Below are 23,216 nucleotides of genomic sequence, written 5' to 3'. Positions count from 1 at the left end.
ACTGGCCCGGTGGCGAGCAACATTCCCGAGGAGTCGACCAGCTTCGTGGGCCGGCAGGCCGAACTGCGGCGGATCGACGACGAGTTGACGGAGCACCGGCTGATCACGCTGACCGGCCCCGGTGGTGTGGGCAAGACCCGGATCGCGATGCGGGCCGCGCGTGCGGCGGCGGCCCGGTTTCCTGACGGGGTCTGCTGGGCCGACCTGTGGCCCTTGCAGGGGGACGGGCTGCTGGTGGCCAGCGTCTGCGATGCCGTCGGCCTGGCCGACCACACCGCCCGGACACCGGTGGCCGCGCTGTGCGAATGGCTCACCGACAAGCGGCTGCTGCTGGTCCTGGACTCCTGCGAACACCTCGTCGACGCCTGCCGTGACCTGCTCGGGGACCTGCTGACCGCCGCCCCCGCCGTGACCGTGCTGGTCACCAGCAGACAGCCGCTGGACATCGTCGGCGAGTGGACCACCGAGATCGGCCCGCTGCCGTGCACCGGCGACAACGACGCGCTGGCCCTCTTCACCCAACGGGCCGGCACCGCGGCACCCGGACTGCGGCTCACCACCCCGCTGCATGCCCAGGCCGCCGCCGTCATCTGCCGCCGCCTCGAAGGCATCCCGCTGGCCCTCGAACTGGCCGGCGCCCAACTGGCGCACAGCTCCGTCGAGCACATCGCCGAGCGGCTGACCTCCCGCTTCGACACCCTCGACCCCGCCGACGGCCCGGTACGGCTGCCGAGGCACCGGACGCTGCGCTGCGCCATCGGCTGGAGCCATGAACTGTGCGCACCGCTGGAACGGCTGCTGTGGGCCCGGCTGTCCGTCTTCCGTGGGACCTTCGACGAGGAATCCGCCAGTGCCGTGTGCGCCGGGGGGCCGCTCACCGGACCAGGCGTACGCAGCACCCTGGCCGCCCTGGCCGCCAAGTCGGTGCTCACCCGCGAGGGCACCCGCTTCCGCATGCTCGACACCCTGCGCGAGTACGGCCGGATGTGGCTGGCCGAACTGGGCGAGGTGACCGCCCTCGCCGACCGGCACGCCGCGCACTTCGCCGACTTCGGCCGCCGCGCCGAGCTGGGCTGGCTGGGCCCCGAACAGGTCAGCTGGTACCGCCGGGTCGCCGACGCCCATGTCGATCTGTGCACCGCACTGGACCACCTCCTGGTCACCGACCCGGAACGCGCCCAGCAGCTCAGCGCCTCGATCGGCCTCTTCTGGAGCTGCTGCGGCCATCTGCACGAGGCCCGCGAATACGTGGCCCGGGCCCTCGCCGCCCAGCCGGAGCCGAGCCCGGCCCGCACCCGGGCGCTGTGGGCGCTCGGCGTCGCCGTACTGCTCCAGGGCGATCTGGCACTGGCCGACGCCCTGGGCCTGGAGTGCGCCCGTGCGGCGCGGGCGTCCGACGACGCGGAGGCGGTCCTGGCGGCCGGCTACCTCATCGGCCTCACCCATCTGATCGCCGGCCGCCCGATGTCCGCGCACACCGTCGCGGAACAGGTGCTGGGCCCGCCGCCCTACGACCCGTTCGACTCTCCCGGGCGGCTGCGCTGCCAGCTCGTACAGATCTTCGCGCTCACCGGACTGGGGGAGCTCGCCCGGGCCCGTGCCGAGGCGACCGCACTGCGCCGCGGGTGTGTGGAGCGCGGCGAATACTGGACCCGCTCCTACACCGACTACCAGCTCTCGCTGATCTCGCTGCTCCAGGGCCGCCCCGAGGAATCGGCGGAGCACGCCCGCGCGATGCTCTCGGCCAAGCAGGGCATCGGTGACAAATTCGGGATCGCGCTCGGTCTGGATCTGCTCGCGGCCGCGGTCGCGGCCCAGGGCGACGGTGCCGCGGCCGCCCGCGTCTACGGAAGCGGCCAGGCCATCTGGCGCACCGTCGGGCATCCGCAGCGCGGCACCCCGGAGCTGCGCGCGGTCCGCGAGGAGTGCGAGCAGCGGGCCCGCGCGGCGATCGGCGACGCGGCCTACGCGGAGCTCTTCCACCGGGCCAGCGAGGAACGCCCCGGGACCTCGCTCGCCCGGATCCTGGCGGGCGACCTCTGACCGGCGGCGTTCACCGCTTCAGGGCGCGGGGTCGGCGGCCAGCGCGTACAGCAGCTCGTAGGCGGTGGTGATCATGTGGCAGGTACGGCCGCGGCGGGTGGCCAGCGCGACCAGGCCGGTCCGCGTCGCCGGGTGGTACCCCAGGAACGCCTGCTGGCCGAAGGTCGCCCCGACGTGGAAGAGCAGCGGCCCGCGCGCGGCCGGGTGCTGATACCACGTCAGGGTATGGGTGTCGCGTTTGCGCAGGCCCCGGCGCAGCAGTGGCACCTGCACCTCGCGCAGCGGTCCGGCCAGCGGTGTGTCGTCGGGGGAGAGGTGCGCTTCGAGATAGCTGAGCAGATCGCCGGGGGTGGAGCGGACCGAGCCGGCGGCGATGAAGGCCCCCATGTCGGCGCTGCGTACCGGCGTCACCCCGTTCGTCCGGTGGCCGATGGCGTCGGTGCCGGTGGTGCCGGGGCCCAGGGTCGTGTCCTTGAGGTCGAGCGGTTTCAGCACCCGGTCGGTGAGCAGGGCGGGGTAGCCGGCGCCCGCGGCACGGGACATCACCGGGCCGAGCAGCGCCAGCCCGAAGTTGGAGTACCGCCAGCGGGTGCCCGGCCGGTGCCGCGGCCGGGTCCGGGCGAAGGTGTGCAGCAGCCGCTCCGTGTCGTAACGGGCATAGCCGTTGGCGTATGGGTGCACCAGCGCCCCGGCGATCAGATCGGCGGGGATCCGCGGCAGTCCGGAGGTGTGGGTGGCCAGATGCCGCAGGGTGATCCGGCGGGAGTTCGGATGCGGCAGCGGCAGCTCCGGCAGATGCGCGGTGAGCGGATCGTCCAGGGACAGCACCCCGGACCGGGCCAGATCGGCGAGCAGCAGCACGGTGAAGGTCTTGGACAGCGACCCCAGCTCGTAGCGCAGGGCATGCCGGGGGGTGGGCGGTGCCATGGCCGAACCGCCGGTCATCACGGTCCGCCGGCCGCGCCGGGTGACGGCCACCACGATGTCCGGGGCGTCGATCAGGGTGACCGCGTCCGCGAGACGGTCGGCGAGCCCGGCTCCGGGGCGCTCGGGGCTCATCCGACGGCGGACAGGGCCCGGGACGTGGCCATCGCGGAGGCGAACGCGGCGACCAGAGTGGGGTGGTGGACCAGGTCGAAGACCCGCGCCGCGTCGCCCTGCGGCATCCGGCGCTGAATGGGCATCGCGCCGGTGGCGGACTGCGCGGCGGCGTAGCGCTCCCACAGCTCCGCGTCCAGGGTGGGCCGCGGCAGACAGGCGTCGACGACCAGGAGTTCGCCGAGCAGATCCCAGTGTTCGAGGTCCGCCCAGTCCTCCATCCAGGCGGGCAGATACCGCGTCAGATAGTCGGCGATGGCCGGCGGGATCTGCTCGGGGGCCTCGCCCCAGTTGGTGAGGTGGAAGACGGTGTGGGTGAGGTCGTAGGCGATGTGCAGCTGCACCGTCCACGGCTCCGGCAGCTGTCCCAGCCAGGTGCGCGCCACCGCCTGGTCGAAGTCGCTGCTGGGCGGCAGGCCGAGCTTGCGTTCCGCGTTGAGCACGCCGAGCCGCCGGTTGGGCATCATCTCCAGCGCCGTCCAGGTGGTGGTGCGCCGGCACACCTCCAGCGCGGACTCCAGCCCCGGATGACGGTGGCCCAGTTCGTGGAAGGTCGCATAGACCTCCAGGGGCACCGGGGAGAGCGGCTCGTCGTGCTGGAGCCGGGCCAGTACGTTGCCGCCGTCCAGCAGCTCCCGCCAGGTGAAGTCCAGCAGCTTCCCGGCCCGCTCCTTCTGCCGGGAGCCGGCCACGCCCTCCCGGAACAGCACCTGCATATTGAGTGCCAGCTCCCCGATGGGCTTGAGTCGCTCGACGACCGCGCCGTTGTTGGCGAAGTCCTCAGGGGTCAGCCGGAAGTGCTCACGGTGGTCGTCGAGCCAGGTCAGGGCCCGGTCGCCGACGCGGTGCAGCAGGGCGGGGGATGCGGCCGTCACGGTCACGGGGCAGTCTCGCTTTCGCAGGGGGTCCGCCCGCCCGCCGTCGCCGCGTTCCCGGCCGGAGGACCGGCCTCGGCCTCGTCGGAGGCGATACGCGCGAGGGTGGCGGCGAACGCGGTCACCAGGGTGGAGTGGTAGCAGGCCGTGAACGCCTCGGCCCGGTCGCCCGTGGACGGCGCGGCGCCCAGCTCGGGCACGCTCCCGTCGGCCGCCTGTGCGCCGGCCAGCCGCTGCCAGGCCGCCGCGTCGTAGGGGGCCGCGGGCAGACAGGCCGTCACGGCCAGCAACTCACCGACCAGGTCCCACAGTTGTTCCTCCAGCCAGTTCTCCAGCCAGGCGGGGACCCACCGCCGCAGGTAGTCGGCGAGTTCGGGGGCCAGCCGCTGCCGGTTGCGCCCCCAGTCGGTGAGGTGGAAGACGTCATGGGTGATGCCGTACGCCGCCTTGCGGTCCAGCGCCCAGGGCTCCGGCAGCCGGCCGAGGCCGGTCAGGGCGAGCACGGCACCGAAGTCGGCGTGCCGGCGCAGCCCGATCCGCCGCTCCGCGTTGAGCACGCCGAGCGTGCGGGTGTGGTCCTCGCGGGCCACCCGCCAGCCGCGCAGCCGCGTCGTGGTCCGCGTCAGCGCATCGGCCTCGGCGTGGCGCAGCCCGGCCTGGGCGAAGACGCCGTAGAGCTCCACCGGATAGGTCGCGAACGGCTCACCGCGGATCAGCTCGGCGAACAGCTCACCGTCGCGGGTCTCGTTCCAGGCGAACGCGAAGAGACCGCGGGCCGTCTGCCGGATGTCGTCCCGCGGGTGCAGTACTCCGATCAGCTGAGTGAGTTCGGCCAGCTCACCCAGGGGTTTGAGGGTCAGATTGGGATCGGCGTCCGTGGTCACGTTCGAGGGCAGGCGGAAGAACGGGCGTGCCTCGTCCAGCCACCCCAGGCTGTCGCGGACCATCCGGTCCAACAGCCCGGGGTCGCCGCCCCGGCCCCCGGTCACCAACCCCGTCCGTAGAAGCGCTGGGCGGCCGCGACATGCAGCGCCACCCGGGGGTCACCGCCACCCATATGGCGGACGAACGCCAGCCCGCTGTCGAGCCCCAGGGTCTGCGGGGCCTCGGGCAGCCGTGCCAGCCAGCGGCCCAGGCCGGCCGCCTGAAGCCAGTCCCGGCGGCGGACCGCCCGGACGAAGCCGCGGGCCAGATCGTCGGTACGGGTGGCCAACTGCTCGGCGAGACCGGGCGCCAGCCCGGGCAGCGCGAGCGCGGCGACCTGGGACACCCGGTGAGAAAGTTTGGGCCAAGGGTCTTGGTCGACCCAGTCGGCGGTGGCCTCGGGCGGCGACGGCCAGTGCTGTGCGCTTCCGGGGAGAAAGGCATGCGATGCCTCGACCAGGCCCCGGTAGCTCCACACCGAGACCTCCGAGGCATCCGCTCCCGGCGGATAGGCCGCCAGCGCCTGCCGGACCACCGCTTCGTCGTCCGCACCGATGTGCGCGCCGACCTGGTCCATTGCGTACGGCGCGAGCGCGTCGGCGCCGAGCACCCGGATGGCGGCCGGAGTCAGCGCATCGCTCTGTCGCAGAATGCCGGACAACGCATAAGGGTCGCCCTCACCCCGCAGGGCGAGGGCGACCCCGGTTGCGGCATCGGCAATCACAGCGCTCAGCGGGACTGCTCCCTGCGTCTGTTCAGCCAACGCTTTCCCCTCAGCCTTAGCGAATGTCAGTCTTGGGCCGGGGGGTGGGGGGCGAGATCAGGAGCAGCGCGGCCAGCAGCAGCGCACCTCCACACTCGCGGGTATCGCGGAAAACACCGTCGGCCTCGGCGGGTTCAAGCAGTCCCTCGACCTCGGCGGCCAGGGCGGCCGTCTCGACCGGCGCTGTGCGATCCGTAACCATGCGATCAACTCCTTCGACGAATGGGATACCAGATTCACATCGCCATATTTCGGGCGCAAGAGGAGAAATGGTGCAAATCGTAATCTTTCGGGTTGGTGTGATGGGTGTTCAGGGAGCTCCCCGCACACCAACTTCCTTGATCCGCACGGCGGATGGCGCCTCATCCGGCTCGGCAGGCGGCGGTATGGCGCGCTTGCGCCAGGAGTGACGAAGACCCGCTGATGGCGGATCGGACTGCTCTGTTCGGATGTCCCCATCCGACACGGACGGCCCCCCGAGGGCGACGCCGGAGCGGGCCCCGGGGGGGCGGAAGCGCGCCGCCCCCTCGCTCCGGTTGCCGGACGGCGGCCGCCCCTCCTCGCCTCCCCCTGCGTCCGAGGCAGGCCGCCTTCCTCCGCACGGGTGATCCGGTCCCGTCCTGAGGCGGATGTCCCGGGACACGGGCGGCAGCGATCTTGGGAGCACAGCCAGTGACCGCTCCCCGGGTCGTCGGACGCCCACGCTCTCCGCATCGGCCCGCGCGAGGACGAGGAGACTCCCCATGCCCGCTCGCACCATCCTCACCAAGCTGCACGGCCGGCCGGTGCCGGGCGTCCCCCGCTGGGCGGCGCGGACCGCCTGCGCCATCACCCTGCTCGCCCTGCCCTCCTGCGTCTGGCGTATCGCCGCCCTCAACCTCAACGCACCACTGCTGGAACACGACGCGACGGCCCCGGCCGGCCCGGAGCCGTTCGACGGCGAGTGGTGGTACCTCATCGGGCTCAGCGTGTTCAGTGAGGCGCTGGCGTTCCTGGCGGTCGGGCTGGTCGCCCGGTGGGGCGAGGTGTGGCCGCGCTGGATCCCCGTCCTGCGCGGGCGCCGGGTGCCGGTCCTGGCAGCCGTCCTCCCCGCCGGCCTCGGCTCGGTGGCGTTGCTGGTCTTCCCCTACGCCATGGTCATGTCCGCCCTCGGCCTGAAGATCACCGGCGAACCCGGGGGGATGGCCGCCCACGGCTGGCAGATCGTCGCCTTCTGGATCGCCTACCTGCCGCTCACCGCCTGGGGCCCGCTCCTCGGCCTCCTCACGGTGCACTACTACCGGCGCCGCCGCGCCGCCCCCCAGCGGGCGGATTGATGTCGCGACAGGGTCGCCCCTGCGCCCGGTCAGCCGTCGCGCGGGCACTGACGGGCCGGCCAGGTCACTGCCCTAGAGTGCGGGGGTGCCGACGTACAGCATTGGTCAGGCAGCGGGGCTGCTGGGTGTGAGTTCGGAGACGGTCCGCCGCTGGGCCGACGGTGGTCAGCTGCGGATGGAACGGGACGGTGCGGGAAACCGTGTGCTCGACGGGGTGAGTCTGGCGGCGTTCGCCAAGGAGCGCGCCGCGGGCCTGCATCCGGTCCCCGGCGAGGTGCTGACCTCCGTGCGGAACGCGTTCGCGGGGATCGTCACCCGGGTGACCCTCGACGATGTGATCGCCCAGGTCGAGATCCAGTCCGGACCGCACCGGGTGGTGTCCGTGGTCAGCCGGGAGGCGGTCGAGGATCTGGGGATCGCGGTCGGGGTGACGGCCACCGCCCGGGTGAAGTCCACCCATGTACATATCGACCTGACGGACCACCGGCGCTGACGGCCGGACCACCGGCTTTGACTGCCGGACCACCGGCGCTGGGCCGCCCGTCCGGGTGCTGACCGAGCCGCCCGGCCCACCGCGCGCCGCTCAGCGGCAGAGCAGCGCCGCCTGTAGATCCAGCTTGTGCTCCAGCCGGGACAGATCGCGGCCGGTGAGCAGCTCGACGCGCTGGATGCGGTAGTGCACCGAGTTCACATGCAGCTGGAGCGCCGCGGCCGTCCGCGCCCAGGACCCGTGATGCGCGAGGAAGACCTCCAGCGTCTCCAGCAGCATCCGGTGCGAGCCGTCGCGCGCCAGCGGACCCAGCACCCGGCTCCGGAAGGCCGTACGGACCTCCTCGGGAACCCCGGCGAGCAGGGCGGCCAGGGTGCCCAGGTCCTCGACAGCGGTCACCCGGGCCTGGTCCGGGGCCTTCGCGCGCGCCGCCGCCAGCGCATAACGTGCTTGTCCCAGCGCGGAGTTGAGGCCCTCCGGGGTGCGCACCGGGCCGCTGACCCCGGCGTGCAGCGGTATCTGCGGCCGCCGGGCGTACAGCGCCGGCCACAGCTCGGCGAGCGAGGGCCGCGGCTGGGCGTCGGGCTCCGCCGGGACGAGGGCGACCGCCTCACCGCTGGGGAGCCGCCCGGTCGCACCCGGCTCACCGGGGGAGTGCCGTAGCGCCGCCGCCAGCGCGTTCACCGCGTGGCCGCTCTCCTCGCCGACCGTCGTGGCCACCACGACCCGGTACGGACCGGAAGCGGGCAGCCCACAGGCGCGCAGCGCGGCCTCGAGCGCCGCACCCCCGGCCGCCCCGGCCGCGGCGAGCGCCACCAGTTCGTCCGCCGCCCGACATCCGGCGGCCTGATCTGTGCCGCCCATGTGCTCCGGTGGCGGCTCGTCGTGCCCGGTGGGGCGGCCGCTCGGATCGCCCGGCCGGGGCTGTTGCTGGAGGAGGTCGTGGACGTGCATGTGCGGGCTCCTTGGGCGGCTGCCGGGCACGGTCCCGGCACCTCACATTCACCAGGCGAAAGCGAGTCCACACATGGTAAATGCCAGAAGATCAAGGTCATAGTCCTGTGGGGTGATGGGCTGGAGCCGGGGTGGGGGCGGGGGCAGGGGTCCGCCCGTCCCGACGGGCCGGGGCCTCCGCCCCCGGATATGCCGCCTCCCCTCCCTCTCCCACCTCACGTCAGCCAGGCAAAAACCCGCAACAGCCTCGCATCCGTGATTCAAGGACGCACCGGTCGGGCATCACAGGGACGCAGTCGTCGCGTGGATCGCCTCAAGGAGGTCTCGAATGAGCCGACCCGGCCCGCCGTCCCGCACCGCCGCCGTACGCCCGCTCCCCGGAGAGGCCCTCCCCGCCGGCCACCGGCGCTTTCTGATCCGCGGTCAGCTGCGGTGCCCGCTCGCGCTGACCGTCGCGGATCTGCGGGAGCGGTGGCCGCAGCGGCGGGCCGAGGTGGTTTTCGACTGCGCCACGTACGGGCCGCAGCACCACACCTTCGAGGGGCCCCTGCTGCGGGAGGTCATCGACGCGGCGGGCCCCGCCTTCGACGCCCGGCGGCGCAAGGACCGCTCCCGCTATCTGCTGGCCGTCACGGGCGGGGACGGGCACCACGCGGTGCTGTCCTGGGCGGAGCTCGACGCGGACTTCGGCGATGCGCCGGTCCTGCTGGCGACGGCCATGGACGGGCGGGCCCTCGACGCGGCGGGCAGTCAGCTCGTGGTGCCCTCGGACCGCTGCGGTGCGCGCTATATCAGCGCCCTGACCGGCATCTGGTTCGGGACCTGCGCCCCGCCCGAGCCGGTGCCCGAGACGTCCTCGGGCGATCTGGCGGACAGCTCCTGATTCCCCGTCACCCCGGGGCTTCGGGGGCTCAGGAGGCGGCGAGTGCGATCTCGGTCGACTTGATCAGTGCGATGACCTCGGAGCCGGCGGCCAGGCCGAGGTCCTCGGCCGCGTCCCGGGTGATGGCCGCGGTCAGCTCGCCGCCCGCGACGGCCACCTTGACGCCGGCCATCGCGCCGCCGGTGGCCACCTCGGTGACGGTGCCGGGGATCTGGTTGCGGATGCTGAGGCCCTCGACCGCGCCGGTCGCGAGCGCGACCTCGGTGGACTTGATCAGCGTGCGCACCGCGGAACCCGCCTCGATGCCCAGCTCCCGCACCGCCTCCCGGGTGATGGCGGCGGTGATCTCCTGGCCGCCCGCCAGCCGGACCTTGACGGTCGCCATGACCTCGCCGGGGGTGACGGAGGCGACGGTGCCGGGAATCTGGTTACGGATGCTCAGGCTCATGGACATGCCTCACCGGGGGAGGGGGAAGGTGAACGTAGTGGGGGAAATGCGGGCGTAACTCCCGCTCCGGTCCGCACTGTAGTCACGGTTCGGGTGGCCGCCGGGATGCCTTGCGGCGCCGGATGGGTGTCCGTAGGTGCCGGACGGGTGTCCGTAAGCGCCGGCCGGGATGGAGCACGGTGCGCCCCCCAACCCGGGGTCCGGGCCGGGTGCGGGACCTCGTTCCTTCCTCCAAGGTGACTGGCATTTGCTATAGAGCTTTGCTCTATTGGTTGCAGATGCGAGTCAATGTTGCCTATCTTGTCGCACATGCAGTCCTATACGATCGGCCAGGCGGCGCGACTGCTGGGCGTCAGCCCCGATACCGCGCGCCGCTGGGCGGACGCCGGCAAGGTCGCGACCCATCGCGACGACGGCGGCCGCCGCCTCATCGACGGCCGTGATCTGGCCGCCTTCTCCATCGAGGTGGCGCAGAACGGCACGGGTGAGGACGACGCCTCGTACACCTCCGCACGCAATGCCTTCCCGGGCATCGTCACCGCCGTCACCCTCGGCGATGTCGCCGCCCAGGTCGAGATCCAGGCCGGTCCGCACCGGCTGGTCTCCCTGCTGACCCGGGAAGCGGTGGAGGAACTGGGCCTGGAGGTCGGCATGCAGGCCACCGCCCGCGTGAAGTCCACCAGTGTGCACATCGACCGCACCTGACACACCGCGGTAGCACCACAGCCGATCCGCGAACCGTCCCCCACCGGCCGGCTGCCTCATCTCAGCGGCGTCGCCCGTCCACGGCGCGGCTTTTCCCATCCGCTAGGACGACCCCCGTCGTCCTGGGTTCCAAGGAGTCCCGCCTCATGCCCGAGCTCTTCACCGCGCGCCGCGCCGCCGCCGCGCTCGTCACCGCCGCCCTGCTCGTTCCCCTCACCGCCTGCGGTGGCAACGACGACGGCACGAAGGACAAGGGCGCCGCGAAGTCCGACAGCGCCGCCCCCAAGGCGGAGCTCACCGTGCTCGCCGCGTCCTCGCTGACCGATGTCTTCAAGAAGGCCGGTGCGGTGTACGAGAAGGAACACGCCGGCACCAAGGTGAACTTCTCGTTCGCCGGGTCCCAGGAGCTGGCCGCCCAGGTCCGGGAGGGGGCCCCCGCCGACGCCGTGGTCACCGCCGACACCAAGACCATGGACGGCATCAAGGTGGACGTCGGCAAGCCCACCGTCATCGCCAAGAACCGCCTGGTCATCGTCACCGGTGAGGGCAACCCCAAGAAGGTCGAAAACCTTAAGGCCCTCGCCGACAGCAAGCTGAAGGTCGTGCTCGCCGCCCCCCAGGTGCCGGTCGGCCGCTACGGCCAGCAGGTTCTGGACGCGCAGAAGGTGCACGTCAAGCCGGTCTCCGAGGAGCCCAACGTGCGGGCGGTGCTCAGCAAGGTCGAGCTCGGTGAGGCCGACGCCGGGCTGGTCTACAAGACGGACGCCGCCACCGCGCCGAAGAAGGTCGATGCCGTCGACATCCCCGACGCGCAGAACGCCGTCGCCTCCTATCCGGCCGCGACTCTGAAGGCGTCCCAGCACACCGCGGCCGCCGCCGCGTTCGTGAAGTGGCTGAGCACGCCCGAGGCGCAGCAGATCCTTCAGCGGGCGGGTTTCCAGAAGCCGTAATCCGGCCGGGCGCGCACGGGACTGTCCAGCTCGGGGGAGTGGACAGCCCCGGGCGCGCCACCGCCGGGCCCGCCCCGAGCCGAGGAACCCCGATGAGACGCACCCTCACCCCGCCCCCGGCAGGCAGGTTTCGCGCGCCCGGTGCCCGCACCCCCCTCGTGCTGGCCGTGCCCGCGCTGGTCGCCGTCGCCTTTCTGCTGCTGCCGCTCCTCGGCATCCTCGCCCGCACCAACTGGAGCGACCTCGGCACCCACCTCACCACTCCGGGTGTCCTCGAAGCGCTCCGGCTGTCGCTGCTGGTGTCCTTCTGGGCGCTCGGGCTCGCGCTGCTGCTGGGCGTTCCGCTGGCCTGGCTGCTGGCGCGGGTCAGCTTCCGCGGCAAGGCGCTGGTCCGCTCGCTGGTGCTGCTGCCGATGGTGCTGCCGCCGACCGTCGGCGGTGTCGCGCTGCTGCTCGGCTTCGGCCGCCGTGGCCTGGTCGGCCCGTGGCTGGAGGGCACCTTCGGCATCGTGCTGCCGTTCCACACCTCCGGCGCGGTGGTCGCGGCCACCTTCGTCGCGATGCCGTTCCTCGTCATCAGCCTGGAGGGCACACTCGCCGGACTCCGCCCCAGTTACGAGGAGACCGCGGCCTCCCTCGGGGCCTCCCCCGTACGTGTCTTCTGCACCGTCACCCTCCCCATGGTCGCCCCCGGCCTCGCCGCCGGCGCCGCGCTCACCTGGGCCCGTGCGCTCGGCGAATTCGGCGCGACGATCACCTTCGCCGGGAATCTGCCCGGCACCACCCAGACCCTGCCGCTCCAGGTCTATCTGCTGCTCCAGGACGCCCCGGAAGCCGCCACCTCGGTCTCGTTGCTGCTGCTGGTCATCGCCATGGCCGTACTGATCTGTCTGCGCGGCCGCTGGACCGGCGCCACCAGCACCGACCGCGCGGCCCGCCGGGTACCCGCCGACGACGACACCGGCGCCCCGGCCCCGCCCGCCGCAGGCGCCGAGGAGCCCGCCGCACCGTCCGCGGCGCACCGGGAGCGCTGGCCGCTGCACGCCGAGGTCACCGGCTTCAACCGGCTGACCCTCGACGCCGGCCCGGGCACCACCATCGCCGTCGTCGGCCCCAACGGGGCCGGCAAGACCACCCTGCTGCGCGCCCTGCTCGGCCTCACCCCGCGCGCCCGCGCCGCGCTCCGCCTCGGCGACACGGACGTCACCGCGCTGCCCCCGCACCGCCGCGGCGTCGCCTGGGTCCCCCAGGACGGTGCGCTCTTCCCGCACCTGAACGCCCTGCACAACACCGCATACGGGCTGCGCGCCCACGGCACCCCGCGCGGTGACGCCCGCCGCACGGCACAGCAGTGGCTCGACCGGCTCGGCGTCGGCCACCTCGCGCACCGCAAGCCCGCCCAGCTCTCCGGAGGCCAGGCCCAACGCGTCGCGCTGGCACGGGCGTTGGCCGCCCGCCCCCGTCTGCTGCTGCTCGACGAGCCGCTCGCGGCGCTCGACCAGACCACCCGCGCCCGGGTCCGGCACACCCTGCGCAGCCATCTCGCGGAATTCGGCGGCGTCTGTCTGCTCGTCACCCATGACCCCGTCGAAGCGGTCTCCCTCGCCGACCGGGTCCTCGTCCTCGACGACGGGCGCGCCCTCCAGGACGCCCCGCCCGCCGAGGTCACCCGGCACCCGCGCTCGCCCTGGGTCGCCCGGATGCTCGGCCGTAACGCCTGGCCGGGCACCGTCACCGGCGAGGTCATCGCCCTCACCGGCGGCGGCCGGCTGGTCATCGCCGACCCGCTCCCCGACGGTGCCCGAGCACTGGCGATCATCGCCCCCGAGGCCGTGTCCGTACACCTCGACCGGCCCACGGGCAGCCCCCGCAACGTCTGGCCGGGCACCGTCCGCGAACTCACCTCCGCGGGCAGCCGGCTACGGGTGCTGATCACCTCGCCCGAGGTGCCCGACCTGGTGGCCGAGATCACCCCCTCGGCGGCACTGGAACTCGGCCTGGCCGACGGGGTGTCCGTGTGGACCAGCGTCAAGGCCACCGAGGTCTCCCTGGTGACCCTCTGAGCGTGAAAGCGGCCGGTCAGTGCGCCGTGGGCGCCGGTTCCAGCACGAACACCGGGATCTGCCGGTCCGTCTTCTTCTGGTAGTCGTCGTAATCGGGGTACGCCTCGACGGCACGCCCCCACCACAGCGCCTTCTCCGCCCCCGTGACCTCACGGGCGGTCATGTCCTGGCGCACCGGGCCGTCCTGGAGCTCCACCCGCGGATCGGAGACGAGGTTGTGGTACCAGACGGGGTGCCGGGGGGCACCGCCCATGGAGGCCACCGCCGCATACGCCCCGTCATGCTCCACCCGCATCAGTGGGCTCTTGCGGATCTTGCCGCTCTTGGCGCCCCGGGTGGTGAGGATGACGACGGGCATCCCGCGCAGCGTCGTGCCTTCCCGGCCTCCGGAGGTCTCGTACTGCTCGACCTGATCGCGTACCCACTGCGCCGGGCTCGGCTCGTACTCACCCTGAAGAGGCATGCGGTCCGTCCCATCTCCGTAGACAACGTGACATCGTCGGCGTCCGGGGGCGTCGGCGCCACCCGGCACGGTCCTGACAATCACTCAACAACCGGGGCGGGTGCAATATTCCGGGCTCCGCCGTCGTGTCCGTGCGAGCCCCTGGTGTGCCTCTCGCGCGGTCTTCCGTACGAGCCGGCGCCATGCCTACGTTCTCGCGGATGAGCACCCGATCGGCCGCTGCCGACGCCCCCGCACCAGGCACCGCACAACCCTCGGACGGAACGCCGTCGGTACCGGTGACCTGGTCTTCTTCGTGGTGGCCGCGGCCGCCCCGCTGACCGTGACGGCCGGCGCGGCGCCGGTGGCGATCGGAATGGCCGGCCAGGCGGCACCGCTCGGCCATCTCCTCTCCGGGCTGCTGATGATCGTCTTCGCCGCGGGCTTCACCGCGATGAGCCGGCACGTCCGCCCGCCGGGGCGTTCTACGCCTACATCGGGCGCGGCCTCGGCCGGGCGACGGGGGCCGGCTCGGCGTATGTGGCCGTGCTGTCGTACAACGCCATCGAAGTCGGGCTGCTGGCGGTCTTCGGCTGGTTCGCCGAGTCCGGCTTCCGGAACCTCACCGGGGTGCATGTGCCCTGGGGGGCCTGGGCGACGGCAGGACTCGTCGCGATCGGTGTCCTCGGATGTCTCAAAGTAGCCCTCAGCGCCAAGGCGCTCGCCCTCGCGCTCGCCCTCCAGTCGGGCATCGCCCTCGTCGTGGTGCTCGCCACGATGGTCTCCGGCCGGGACCCGTACGCCGTCACCTTCCTGTGGAGCAACGGCGCCGGCCACCGGCGGCTGCCCCGGGACGCCTCATCGGCGCCACGGGAACAGCCGGACCGGTGGCCGGCGCAGGCGGTCGGGCTGCCCGTCCGCCGGACCGGCGGACGGGCAGGGCGGTGGTCAGGACACCAGTTCCACCTCGTGGGCGCTCCGGCGGTGCTGCTCGGCCCAGTTGGTCAGCGCGGCGCCGCAGGCGTGGTCGAGATGGCGCAGCCCGCTCAGGTCGAGCTCCACGTCCCGGTCCGCGGGCAGCGCGTCGAGCTGGTCGAGGATCTTCGGCAGCCGCAGGAACGTGGCGTTGCCGACGGCCCGCACCTGCACCGGCTCCGCCGTGTCCTCCGGCGTCCGGACCTCCAGGTGGACATGGGAGGTCTCCCAGGCCGTCTTCGCGACGGCCAGCAGCAGACCGATGAGCACGCCCTCGAACATATTGACCGTCACGATCGCGATCGCGGTGACCAGGAGGACGACGGCTTCGCCACGGTGCTCGCGCCACAGCGGACCCAGCGCACGCACCGGGATGAGCTTGCAGCCCGCATGCACCAGGACGCCCGCCAGCGCGGCCACCGGAACGACACCCAGCGCGGCCGGGAACGCCGCGGCGAACACCAGCAGCCAGACACCGTGCAGCACCCGCGACGCCTTGGTCTTCGCGCCCGCCTGCACATTGGCGGCGCTACGGACGATGACGGCGGTCATCGGCAGGGCACCCAGGACACCGCAGACGGCGTTGCCCGCGCCCTGGGCCATCAGCTCCTTGTCGTAGTCGGTCTTCGGCCCGTCGTGCAGCCGGTCGACCGCGGCGGCGCTGAAGAGGGACTCGGCGGAGGCGATCAGCGCGAAGGCGAGGACCGTACCGAGCACACCGAAGCTGCCGAGCCGGCCGAGGTCATCGAGGCCAGGGGGCTGAATCGCGTCCAGCAGCCCGCTGACCTGGACCCGGGCGACCGGCATGTCCAGCACCCACACCGCGGTGGTGGCGAGCGCCACCGCGGCCAGCGGCGCCGGGAGGACCCGTGCGGCGGCCCGCCAGCGCGGCCACAGCACCAGGACGGCGATGGTGCCGGCACCGATGGCGAGCGCGGCCAGCGCGTCCGGCGACCCCGCGGTGGAGCTGACCAGGCCGGGGAACCCGCCGATGTTGGCGAGCCCGCTGCCCGGCGCCTTGGCGTCCGTGAGGGCGTAGAGCTGTCCGGCGATCAGGACCAGGCCGATACCGGCCAGCATGCCCTGGACCACGGCGACCGAGATCGCCCGGAACCAGCGCCCCAACTTCAGTGCACCCATGGCCAGTTGGAGCACACCGGCGGCCAGTACCAGCGCACCGAGCGTGCCGAGGCCGTACTCCTTGACGGCTTCGAAGACCAGCACCGTCAGACCGGCGGCGGGCCCGCTGACCTGGAGGCTGCTGCCGGGGAGCAGACCGGTGAGCAGACCGCCGACGACACCGGTGACCAGGCCCAGTTCGGCCGGGACACCGGAGGCGACCGCCACCCCGACACACAGCGGGACGGCCACGAGAAAGACGACGAGGGAGGCGGTGAAGTCCGCCCGGAAGGAGGTGAAACGCTTCATGAGATCCGGCCCCGCCATCACAGGGGGAGGAACAGGTCGGAGGCCGGGTGATGCGCCGCCACCATGCCGGTGTGGACTTCGTAGAACCAGCCGTGCAGCGTCACCTCTCCGGCGGCCAGCCGCTCCTGTACACAGGGGTAGTCGCGCAGCCGGCTGACCTGTTGGCGGACATGCTGCTGGACCGCGGCGGCGACCGTCGGCTCCTCGTCCCTGGGGAGTTCGTCGGACAGCGCCTGCGCCAGCCAGTCCCGTACGGCCGGAGCGCCGGTCAGGTCCTCACCGCGGGCCTTGGCGCCGACCGCGCCGCAGTGCGAGTGACCGCAGACCACGATGTCGGCCACGCGGAGCACGCGCATCGCGTACTCGATGGTCGCGGCCTCCGCGCAGGCCGCCATGCCGTCCTGGTACACGGGCACGGCGTTGCCGGCCGTCCGGAGCTCGAAGAGTTCACCGGGCCGTGCTCCGGTGATCAGGGACGGTACGACCCGGGAGTCGGAGCAGGTGATGAACAGGGCGAGGGGCGACTGGCCGGCCGCGAGGCGGCCGTACGTCTCTTGTTCGTCGCGGCCCTCGGCGATACGGGCCATCAGGCCCCGGGCATGCTGGATGAAGGTCTCCACGAGGAGGTCTCCTGCTGATGAGGGTTGCCACTGTGGGGTGGTGGCGGGAAGGTACGAGGCGCGGCTGGTGGGGCAGGCCACCACGGCGCCCTCAGCAGCGGAAGACGCAGTGGAGAAGCGGGATTTCGACCGGTCTGGATGCGGCCTTGGTGGTGCTGCCGGCCTTGGGGGCACCCGATGCCGGGACGGTGTCCGGCGCCGCGGCGCTGTAGAGGGGCGGCAGCGGACGGCCGGTGTGGTGCGGGACGCCGACGGCGGTCCGGACGGTGCGCCGGGGCTGGCCGCGCTCGGCCGCGCGCTTGGTCTTTTCCTCGGTGCTGTCGTAGCTCGGCTTGGCGGCCGGCAGGGCGCTCGCGGACTTCGTGCCGGGCGGGCCGGAGAACGTCGCCCGGTCCATGTCGGGATCCGCCGCGCTGCCCAGCAGGAAGGTCAGGATCACCATGACGGCGAGCAACGGCGCGCGGAACCGGCGCGGCACCGGTGTGCCCTGCATGCAGGTGTCCTTCCGCATCGTTGCCCCCCGTGGCTCGTTCACACGGTCCACCCTGCCTTTACAGTGCAGCATCCAGGTTTCCGGCGTGATAACGAGAAATGACGCCAAGTTTCAAGATGCCCGCAATCTCGATTCGGGCACATCTGTGTGACGAACGGACGTTCAATGAGGTTCCCGCTCCGCGGGGGAAGTTGCCGGAGCGGTGTCCGCGTGAGAAGGCCGGCGGACCGCCCAGGCCACCACGGGCACGATCGCCAGCGCAAGCACCGCACCCGCCAGCGCGAGGGTCGGATAGCCGCCCAGGACGACGACCGGACCCGAGGACATGCCGCCGGCCGCGCCCGCGAGCGCGATACCGACATCCACCAGGCCCTGGGCCGACGCGCGCCGGGCGGGCGGCAGCGCGTCGGTGACGATGGCGGTGCCGCTGACCAGCCCGAAGTTCCAGCCGAGGCCGAGCAGTACGAGTGCCGTGGCGAGCGCGGGAACGGAGTGCGGCGGAGCCACGGCGGCCAGGATCCCGGCGGCGGCCAGCGTCAGACCCGAGGCACCGGCTATCCACTGCCGGCCGAGGCGGTCGACCAGCAGCCCGGTGAGCGGGGACGGCAGGAACATCGCCCCGACGTGCAGGGCGATGACCAGCCCGGCCGCCTGGGTGTCATGGCCGTGCGCCTGCATATGGACCGGCGTCATCGTCATGACCGCGATCATCACGAGCTGAGTGAGGATCATGACCGTGGTGCCGATGACCACCTCGCGCCGTCGCGGCTGGGCGTCCGGCCGGCCGTCGGTGTCCTCGGCCGGGCGCTCGCCGGCTTCCGTGGCTTGGGCCGCCGCCAACTTCTCGGCCAGCCGCAGCGGATCGGGCCGCAGCAGAGCGGCCAGGGCCACCGACGCCGACCCGAACGCGGCGACGGCCAGCAGGAACGGCCCGGCGAGACGGGGGATGCCCCAGGAGTGCGCGACCTCTCCCGTGAAGGTCACCAGGTTGGGGCCGACCACCGCGCCGAGCGTGGTGGCGAACAGCACCGTGCTCACCGCCCGGCCGCGCCGCTCGGACGAGGCCAGATCCGCCCCGGCGTAGCGCGCCATCAGGTTCGTCGCGGTGCCCGCCCCGTAGACCAGCAGGGACGTGAACAGCAGCAGCGCACTGCCGACGGTGGCCGCCACGACGACCCCGAGGCTGCCGAGCGCCCCGACGGCGTACCCGAGCGCCAGCCCGGGGCGGCGGCCGTAGCGCCGGCAGATCTGGCCGATGCCGAGGGCGCCCAGCGCGGCCCCGGCGGTGAACAGCGCACTGGGCACGCCGGCCAGCCCGGTCGAGCCGAGCATCTCCTCGGCGAGCAGCGCCCCGACGGTGATTCCGGCGGCGAGGCCCGCGCCGCTGAGGATCTGCGAGAACACCAGGACGGACAGAATCCGCCGCTGTTCGGGTACCTCGTGGCCGGCCGTGACGTCGTTCCGGTCCGTCATGATTCCTTTCGGTTCCCGCGGGTGCGGGCGGGCTAGGTAGTGGCCGCCATCGGTTCCAGCGCCGCGATGGCCGCGAGCGACAGGTCCATCTGCTCGTGGAGGAAGCGCACGATCGTCCAGTGCGGCAGCGCCCCCTCGTCGAACGGGCCGAACTCCTGGCAGTACAACGGGATCCAGCGCAGGGCCTCTTCGAGGGCCTGCTCGCGGCCGGGCTCCTGCTGGTAGTCCTCATAGGCGATGCTGCGGTGCTCGATGAAGAACTGCCCCGGCAGCCGTTGCTCACACAGCGCACGGTATTCGCGGGTCTGGAGGATGAGGTAGTGCCAGATCTCGTCGATGTCCTGCTCGACCGGCAGGAAGAGACCGCTGAGCTGGTCGTGGTGCCGGGAGACGAGATAGAGATAGCGCAGACACTCGGTGACCTGGCGCTCCACGAACTCCCGCGGCGCGGCGGTCTTCTCGTCGAAATACGTCACCACTTCGGCGTGCAGCGCCGCACCGAGCAGTTCCTTGAGGTCATCGGCGGATATCCGCGGCTGGCTGGTCATGCTTCTCCTGTCCGAGTGGCGCGGACGTCCGGGGAACGCGGACGTCCGGTGGGTCAGCTGCCGGTGGTGAGCCAGGCGTACTTCCCTGACTTCCCGATGGGGAGGTGCGTACGGTGTGCGAGCCGGCAGCGCCGCCCGGTCAGTTCACCGATGCCCTCTTCCAGCGCCGAGGTCTGCGCGAGTTCGACGGGCGCGCCGTGGAATGTCGTGTACACCAGCTGTGCTTCGGCGTCGCCGGTCAGCAGCAGCTGGTACCCGAAGACGTCCGGGGAGATCTCGGCGATGCACCGGTCGAGGTCGCCCTGGGCGACCGGCCCGTGCGGAGTGCTGAGCAATTCCTTTTCCCGGCCGCAGAATTGGGCGATCTTTCCCGGATCGGGCGAACCGTCCAGGGTCCGTACGCAGTCGCCGGAGCGGTAGCGGATCAGCGGCATATAGGGATTGCGCACGCTCGTCACGATGAGCTGGTAGATCGTGCTCCCGTCGGCGACCGGCTGGAGCTCGACGCTCATCTTGTCGAGATGCGGCCAGTAGGTGCCGCGGCGGTCGCTGTAGTAGAGGTACCCGAGCTCGGTGCTGCCGAAGAGGTCGATGACCGGGCAGTCGAAGTGCTGGTGCAGAAAGCGCCGGACGTTCGCCGGGGTGTATTCGTAGGCGTGGATGATGCTCGCGGGTGGCGGGAAATCGTCCCACAGCCCCCACTCGCCGACCTTCCGCACCAGATGCGCCAGGTGATAGCCGGAGCAGTCGAGGTGGTACCAGCCGCGTGGGTGCGCCTGGCGGGCGGCCCGGATCTCCGCGAGCATCCGCACCACCTCGTCCCGCTCCCACAGTGCCGGGTCCAGCCGCAGATTGACGTAGCAGGTGCGCTCGTCGAGCCGGCGGTCGTCGAGGGCGGGGACCGGGTCCGGCGTGGTGCCGCGCCGGGCCGCGTTGACCCGCGCCACATGTTCCGTCGCCAGCACCGTGGTCAGGGACACCCGCCGGCAGCCGGCTTCCCAGGTCTCGGCGATATCGGGGTGTTCGCTCCAGAGCTGGTAGTAGGAGCGCAGCAGGAAATACGGGGGCCGGATGATCTGCATCCGGGCGTGGTGGGTGCCGGTGGAGAGGACGAACTCCGCCTCTCCGGACTCCAGCGCCGCGGCCAGCCGGGGCGTCATCCAGTTGTCGGGAAAGCCGCGCGCGATCTCCGGCTTGTCGAGTAGGGGGAAGTAGCCCTTCGCCAGCGACTCACGGTAGATCGGTATGTCGCGGATCTGCTCGATGACCTCGGCGGTCGGCTGACCATCCATGGAAATCCTCGTCGTTGCTCGGGATGCGGTGCACACGGGGAATTCGGGGTGCTGGGCGTGTCCGCAACGTCCCGCCCGGCTCGCGACGCGACGTTGCGGCCACGCCCTGGGCCCGGGAGCGGGCGGCGGTGGCGGGATGCTCACCGCCGCCGGCCCGCTCCCGGGCTTCTGGGTGGCGCGAGGGTCAGGAGATACAGCCGGCCTTGGGCGCGGCGCTGATGCAGCCCGCCTTCGGGGCGGCGCTGATGCAGCCGTTCTTCGCCGCCTGCTGTGCGGAGTTGGCGGCGAGCCAGTTCTGCCAGACGTTGTCCTGGGCCATCTTCTTGATGAGCTGCTCCATGGGAACCTCCGAGAGAGAGTGCGGAAGACGGACGGGGCACACGGCGCTGACCTGCGCTGATGCCACGCAATGAAAGTAAAAGTATGACCAAGTGGATGTCAATTAAAGGCAATGTTCCGGGCCTCGGTTGGGTGGCCCGTGCGCCAACTTTGGCGGGATCCCGACGAGATGATCACTGCCGGAACTACTTGACGCTCCATCAGTTGACGGCGGGCCCGGCGCCGGCGCCCCGGCGGTCCGGGCGCCGCATTGCGCCGCACGGCGGCCGTCGATCGGGTGACCCGTAGCGCGGCTCCGGAGCCGCGCGGCCACCGGTGCGGGACGATCCAGCCATCCGCCCATCGGTCCCAGCTCCAGGGGAGTCTGCTGTGCGCATTCTGCTCATCGCCGGCGCGTTCAACAGTCTGACGCAGCGCGTGTACGCCGAACTCGGTGACCACGGACACCAGGTGAGCGTGGAGCTGGTGACGCGGGACACCCCGCTCCCCGAGGTCGTACGCCGTCATGGGCCGGATCTGATCGTGGCGCCGATGCTCAAGACGGCCGTCCCCCGGGAGGTGTGGTCCGCCCACACCTGTCTGATCGTGCACCCCGGGCCCGTCGGCGACCGGGGCCCGTCCTCGGTGGACTGGGCGGTGCATCTGGGCGCGGACCGGTGGGGCGTCACGGTGCTCCAGGCCAACGACGAGATGGACGGCGGCGACATCTGGGCCGCGGCCGGCTGTCCCGTTCCCGACGTCGGCAAGAGCGACCTCTACCGCAACGAGATCGCCGATGCCGCGGTCCAGGCGGTCCTGACGGCCGTCGCCCGTGTGGCGTCCGGCACCCACCGCCCGCAACCACAGGACGGGCTGTCCGACGCCGCGAAACCCGGCCGCCCCCGGCCCCCCTTCCGCCAGGATCTGCGCCGGATCGACTGGCGCTCCGACTCCACCGACACCGTGGTCCGCAAGCTGCGCGCCGCCGACTCCCAGCCCGGCGTACGGGACGAACTGCTCGGCGACAGCTGGCATTTGCACGGTGGCCACCCGGAGGACACCCTGACCGGCCCGCCGGGCGAGCTGCTCGCCACCCGATGTGGCGCGATCTGCCGGGCGACGGCCGACGGCGCGGTATGGATTCCGGAGCTGCGGCCGCCCCGCACGCCGGGGGAGCCCGGCACCCTCAAACTGCCCGCCACCCTGGCGCTGGGCGATCGCCTCCCGCCGCTCCCCGAAGTCCCGGCCCCGCTCGACCCCGGTGACGGCCCCCGGACCTGGAGCGACATCCGGTACCGCGAGGACGGCCCGGCCGGCTTCCTGGAGTTCTCCTTCCCCGGTGGTGCGATGAGCACCGACCACTGCCGGCGGCTGCTCGCCGCCTACCGCCACGCCTGCGCCCGGCCGACCTCCGTGCTGGTCCTCGGCGGCCGCCGGGACTTCTTCTCCAACGGCATCCATCTGCACGTCATCGAGGCCGCCGCGGACCCCGCCGAGGAGTCCTGGGCCAATATCAACGCCATGGACGATCTGGTGCACGCCGTCCTGACCACCACCGACCGGCTGGTGGTCGCCGCGCTCGGCGGCAATGCCGCGGCCGGCGGGGCGATGCTGGCGCTCGCCGCCGACGAGGTGTGGTGCCGCGCGGCCGTGGTACTCAACCCCCACTACCGGCTGATGGGGCTCTACGGCTCCGAATACTGGACCTACACCCTCCCCGGCCGGGCGGGACCCGAGGTGGCCGGGCAGCTCACCGCACGCGCCCTGCCGGTCACCGCCGCGACCGGCGCGCGGCTCGGCCTGGTGGACCGGATCCTCGACTGCCCCGCACAGGACTTCGCCGCACGGACCGCGGAGCTCGCCGTCCGGCTGGCCTCGGCGTCCTCGACGCAGGCCCGTATCGCCGCGAAGAAGGCCGGCCGGGAACGCGACGAGGCCCACCGCCCGCTCGCCGCCTACCGCGAGCTCGAACTGGCGCGGATGCACCGCATCTTCTTCGACCCGGACCAGCCGTACCACGCCCTGCGCCGGGCCTTCGTCCGCAAGGAACCCGCGGCGGCGACCCCCGCGCACCTCGGTTCCGCACCTGCCGGGACCTGAGGACGCGCGGCAGCG

The 23,216-nt window shown here is 72.4% G+C and carries 23 protein-coding genes; 8 read left to right on the top strand and 15 right to left on the bottom strand.

Annotation, left to right across the window (positions count from 1 at the left end):
* The first annotated feature begins 9 nt into the window (after nucleotides 1-9).
* Nucleotides 10-2,043, top strand: coding sequence for an ATP-binding protein (locus ACFWJW_RS11105; protein ID WP_387237963.1), 2,034 nt, complete (start codon nucleotides 10-12; stop codon nucleotides 2,041-2,043).
* 18 nt (nucleotides 2,044-2,061) lie between these two features.
* Here ACFWJW_RS11105 and ACFWJW_RS11100 read toward each other — a convergent pair whose 3' ends face one another.
* The 5 genes from ACFWJW_RS11100 to ACFWJW_RS11080 are packed head-to-tail and all read right to left on the bottom strand — an operon-like array spanning nucleotide 2,062 to nucleotide 5,905.
* Entirely contained in the window at nucleotides 2,062-3,102 is a 1,041-nt protein-coding gene (locus tag ACFWJW_RS11100) for a serine hydrolase domain-containing protein (protein WP_387237960.1), read from the bottom strand.
* Nucleotides 3,099-4,022: a DUF6895 family protein gene (locus tag ACFWJW_RS11095; protein WP_387237957.1), complete on the bottom strand. Its 924-nt coding sequence runs from the start codon at nucleotides 4,020-4,022 to the stop codon at nucleotides 3,099-3,101. The genes ACFWJW_RS11100 and ACFWJW_RS11095 overlap by 4 nt, the downstream gene beginning before the upstream one ends.
* Entirely contained in the window at nucleotides 4,019-5,005 is a 987-nt protein-coding gene (locus tag ACFWJW_RS11090) for a DUF6895 family protein (RefSeq protein WP_387237955.1), read from the bottom strand. Before ACFWJW_RS11090 ends, ACFWJW_RS11095 begins: the two co-directional genes overlap by 4 nt.
* Entirely contained in the window at nucleotides 5,002-5,703 is a 702-nt protein-coding gene (locus ACFWJW_RS11085; RefSeq protein ID WP_387237952.1) for a hypothetical protein, read from the bottom strand. The genes ACFWJW_RS11090 and ACFWJW_RS11085 overlap by 4 nt, the downstream gene beginning before the upstream one ends.
* A 16-nt stretch (nucleotides 5,704-5,719) precedes the next feature.
* Complete coding sequence (locus tag ACFWJW_RS11080; RefSeq protein ID WP_042152426.1) at nucleotides 5,720-5,905, bottom strand: hypothetical protein; 186 nt, start codon at nucleotides 5,903-5,905, stop codon at nucleotides 5,720-5,722.
* A 541-nt stretch (nucleotides 5,906-6,446) separates the two neighbouring features.
* Here ACFWJW_RS11080 and ACFWJW_RS11075 point away from each other — a divergent pair.
* Entirely contained in the window at nucleotides 6,447-7,019 is a 573-nt protein-coding gene (locus ACFWJW_RS11075; protein ID WP_387237949.1) for a hypothetical protein, read from the top strand.
* Nucleotides 7,020-7,104: 85 nt separating this feature from the next.
* On the top strand, nucleotides 7,105-7,512 hold the full coding sequence (locus ACFWJW_RS11070; RefSeq protein ID WP_387237946.1) for a molybdopterin-binding protein: 408 nt from the start codon (nucleotides 7,105-7,107) through the stop codon (nucleotides 7,510-7,512).
* Nucleotides 7,513-7,602: 90 nt separating this feature from the next.
* Here ACFWJW_RS11070 and ACFWJW_RS11065 read toward each other — a convergent pair whose 3' ends face one another.
* The gene (locus tag ACFWJW_RS11065) at nucleotides 7,603-8,463 is read right to left on the bottom strand and encodes a PucR family transcriptional regulator (RefSeq protein ID WP_387237943.1); all 861 of its coding nucleotides are present in this window, start codon (nucleotides 8,461-8,463) and stop codon (nucleotides 7,603-7,605) included.
* A gap of 328 nt (nucleotides 8,464-8,791) precedes the next feature.
* On the opposite strand from ACFWJW_RS11065, the gene ACFWJW_RS11060 reads away from it, so the two are divergent.
* Nucleotides 8,792-9,346, top strand: coding sequence for a molybdopterin-dependent oxidoreductase (locus tag ACFWJW_RS11060; RefSeq protein ID WP_387237940.1), 555 nt, complete (start codon nucleotides 8,792-8,794; stop codon nucleotides 9,344-9,346).
* 28 nt (nucleotides 9,347-9,374) lie between these two features.
* Here the strand turns inward: ACFWJW_RS11060 and ACFWJW_RS11055 are convergent, their stop codons facing one another.
* On the bottom strand, nucleotides 9,375-9,794 hold the full coding sequence (locus tag ACFWJW_RS11055) for a molybdopterin-binding protein (RefSeq protein WP_387237937.1): 420 nt from the start codon (nucleotides 9,792-9,794) through the stop codon (nucleotides 9,375-9,377).
* A gap of 309 nt (nucleotides 9,795-10,103) precedes the next feature.
* Between ACFWJW_RS11055 and ACFWJW_RS11050 the strand changes: the two genes are divergently transcribed.
* The 3 genes from ACFWJW_RS11050 to ACFWJW_RS11040 all read left to right on the top strand — a co-directional run bounded on the left by ACFWJW_RS11050 (nucleotide 10,104) and on the right by ACFWJW_RS11040 (nucleotide 13,512).
* Nucleotides 10,104-10,499: a molybdopterin-binding protein gene (locus tag ACFWJW_RS11050; RefSeq protein WP_042152434.1), complete on the top strand. Its 396-nt coding sequence runs from the start codon at nucleotides 10,104-10,106 to the stop codon at nucleotides 10,497-10,499.
* Nucleotides 10,500-10,645: 146 nt separating this feature from the next.
* Entirely contained in the window at nucleotides 10,646-11,449 is an 804-nt protein-coding gene (modA, locus tag ACFWJW_RS11045) for a molybdate ABC transporter substrate-binding protein (protein ID WP_387237934.1), read from the top strand.
* Between the two features lie 92 nt (nucleotides 11,450-11,541).
* Entirely contained in the window at nucleotides 11,542-13,512 is a 1,971-nt protein-coding gene (locus ACFWJW_RS11040) for an ABC transporter permease (protein ID WP_387237931.1), read from the top strand.
* A 16-nt stretch (nucleotides 13,513-13,528) separates the two neighbouring features.
* On the opposite strand, the gene ACFWJW_RS11035 is transcribed toward ACFWJW_RS11040, so the two are convergent.
* The 8 genes from ACFWJW_RS11035 to ACFWJW_RS11000 all read right to left on the bottom strand — a co-directional run bounded on the left by ACFWJW_RS11035 (nucleotide 13,529) and on the right by ACFWJW_RS11000 (nucleotide 21,123).
* Nucleotides 13,529-13,975, bottom strand: coding sequence for a nitroreductase family deazaflavin-dependent oxidoreductase (locus ACFWJW_RS11035; RefSeq protein WP_387237928.1), 447 nt, complete (start codon nucleotides 13,973-13,975; stop codon nucleotides 13,529-13,531).
* Between the two features lie 927 nt (nucleotides 13,976-14,902).
* Nucleotides 14,903-16,357 carry a SulP family inorganic anion transporter gene (locus ACFWJW_RS11030; protein ID WP_387237925.1) on the bottom strand — a complete coding sequence of 485 codons (1,455 nt, stop codon included), beginning with the start codon at nucleotides 16,355-16,357 and terminating at the stop codon, nucleotides 14,903-14,905.
* 17 nt (nucleotides 16,358-16,374) lie between these two features.
* Complete coding sequence (locus tag ACFWJW_RS11025) at nucleotides 16,375-16,977, bottom strand: carbonic anhydrase (protein ID WP_387237922.1); 603 nt, start codon at nucleotides 16,975-16,977, stop codon at nucleotides 16,375-16,377.
* A 91-nt stretch (nucleotides 16,978-17,068) separates the two neighbouring features.
* A complete protein-coding gene (locus ACFWJW_RS11020) occupies nucleotides 17,069-17,470 on the bottom strand; it encodes a hypothetical protein (protein ID WP_387237919.1) in 402 nt (133 codons plus the stop codon).
* Between the two features lie 162 nt (nucleotides 17,471-17,632).
* Complete coding sequence (locus ACFWJW_RS11015) at nucleotides 17,633-18,943, bottom strand: MFS transporter (protein WP_387237916.1); 1,311 nt, start codon at nucleotides 18,941-18,943, stop codon at nucleotides 17,633-17,635.
* 32 nt (nucleotides 18,944-18,975) lie between these two features.
* Nucleotides 18,976-19,491: a hypothetical protein gene (locus ACFWJW_RS11010; protein ID WP_387237913.1), complete on the bottom strand. Its 516-nt coding sequence runs from the start codon at nucleotides 19,489-19,491 to the stop codon at nucleotides 18,976-18,978.
* A gap of 53 nt (nucleotides 19,492-19,544) precedes the next feature.
* The gene (locus ACFWJW_RS11005) at nucleotides 19,545-20,783 is read right to left on the bottom strand and encodes a hypothetical protein (RefSeq protein ID WP_387237910.1); all 1,239 of its coding nucleotides are present in this window, start codon (nucleotides 20,781-20,783) and stop codon (nucleotides 19,545-19,547) included.
* A 184-nt stretch (nucleotides 20,784-20,967) separates the two neighbouring features.
* A complete protein-coding gene (locus ACFWJW_RS11000; RefSeq protein ID WP_199812699.1) occupies nucleotides 20,968-21,123 on the bottom strand; it encodes a hypothetical protein in 156 nt (51 codons plus the stop codon).
* A 368-nt stretch (nucleotides 21,124-21,491) separates the two neighbouring features.
* Between ACFWJW_RS11000 and ACFWJW_RS10995 the strand changes: the two genes are divergently transcribed.
* On the top strand, nucleotides 21,492-23,201 hold the full coding sequence (locus tag ACFWJW_RS10995) for a hydrogenase maturation protein (RefSeq protein WP_387237907.1): 1,710 nt from the start codon (nucleotides 21,492-21,494) through the stop codon (nucleotides 23,199-23,201).
* Nucleotides 23,202-23,216: the final 15 nt, after the last annotated feature.

Origin of the sequence: Streptomyces sp. NPDC127097 (assembly GCF_042724075.1) — a bacterium.
Taxonomy (GTDB): Bacteria; Actinomycetota; Actinomycetes; order Streptomycetales; family Streptomycetaceae; genus Streptomyces.
Note: the sequence above shows the minus strand (reverse complement) of the source record. Positions and strands in the feature narration are given on the sequence as shown.

Excerpts from the sequence above, each read along its gene's own strand:
- ACFWJW_RS11005 (WP_387237910.1), bottom strand. The coding sequence starts at position 20,783 with ATGGATGGTCAGCCGACCGCCGAGGTCATCGAGCAGATCCGCGACATA.
- ACFWJW_RS11035 (WP_387237928.1), bottom strand. The coding sequence starts at position 13,975 with ATGCCTCTTCAGGGTGAGTACGAGCCGAGCCCGGCGCAGTGGGTACGC.
- ACFWJW_RS11065 (WP_387237943.1), bottom strand. The coding sequence starts at position 8,463 with ATGCACGTCCACGACCTCCTCCAGCAACAGCCCCGGCCGGGCGATCCG.
- ACFWJW_RS11075 (WP_387237949.1), top strand. The coding sequence starts at position 6,447 with ATGCCCGCTCGCACCATCCTCACCAAGCTGCACGGCCGGCCGGTGCCG.
- modA (WP_387237934.1), top strand. The coding sequence starts at position 10,646 with ATGCCCGAGCTCTTCACCGCGCGCCGCGCCGCCGCCGCGCTCGTCACC.
- ACFWJW_RS11060 (WP_387237940.1), top strand. The coding sequence starts at position 8,792 with ATGAGCCGACCCGGCCCGCCGTCCCGCACCGCCGCCGTACGCCCGCTC.
- ACFWJW_RS11015 (WP_387237916.1), bottom strand. The coding sequence starts at position 18,943 with ATGACGGACCGGAACGACGTCACGGCCGGCCACGAGGTACCCGAACAG.
- ACFWJW_RS11100 (WP_387237960.1), bottom strand. The coding sequence starts at position 3,102 with ATGAGCCCCGAGCGCCCCGGAGCCGGGCTCGCCGACCGTCTCGCGGAC.
- ACFWJW_RS11010 (WP_387237913.1), bottom strand. The coding sequence starts at position 19,491 with ATGACCAGCCAGCCGCGGATATCCGCCGATGACCTCAAGGAACTGCTC.
- ACFWJW_RS11050 (WP_042152434.1), top strand. The coding sequence starts at position 10,104 with ATGCAGTCCTATACGATCGGCCAGGCGGCGCGACTGCTGGGCGTCAGC.
- ACFWJW_RS11055 (WP_387237937.1), bottom strand. The coding sequence starts at position 9,794 with ATGAGCCTGAGCATCCGTAACCAGATTCCCGGCACCGTCGCCTCCGTC.
- ACFWJW_RS11080 (WP_042152426.1), bottom strand. The coding sequence starts at position 5,905 with ATGGTTACGGATCGCACAGCGCCGGTCGAGACGGCCGCCCTGGCCGCC.
- ACFWJW_RS11020 (WP_387237919.1), bottom strand. The coding sequence starts at position 17,470 with ATGCAGGGCACACCGGTGCCGCGCCGGTTCCGCGCGCCGTTGCTCGCC.
- ACFWJW_RS11030 (WP_387237925.1), bottom strand. The coding sequence starts at position 16,357 with ATGAAGCGTTTCACCTCCTTCCGGGCGGACTTCACCGCCTCCCTCGTC.
- ACFWJW_RS11000 (WP_199812699.1), bottom strand. The coding sequence starts at position 21,123 with ATGGAGCAGCTCATCAAGAAGATGGCCCAGGACAACGTCTGGCAGAAC.
- ACFWJW_RS11040 (WP_387237931.1), top strand. The coding sequence starts at position 11,542 with ATGAGACGCACCCTCACCCCGCCCCCGGCAGGCAGGTTTCGCGCGCCC.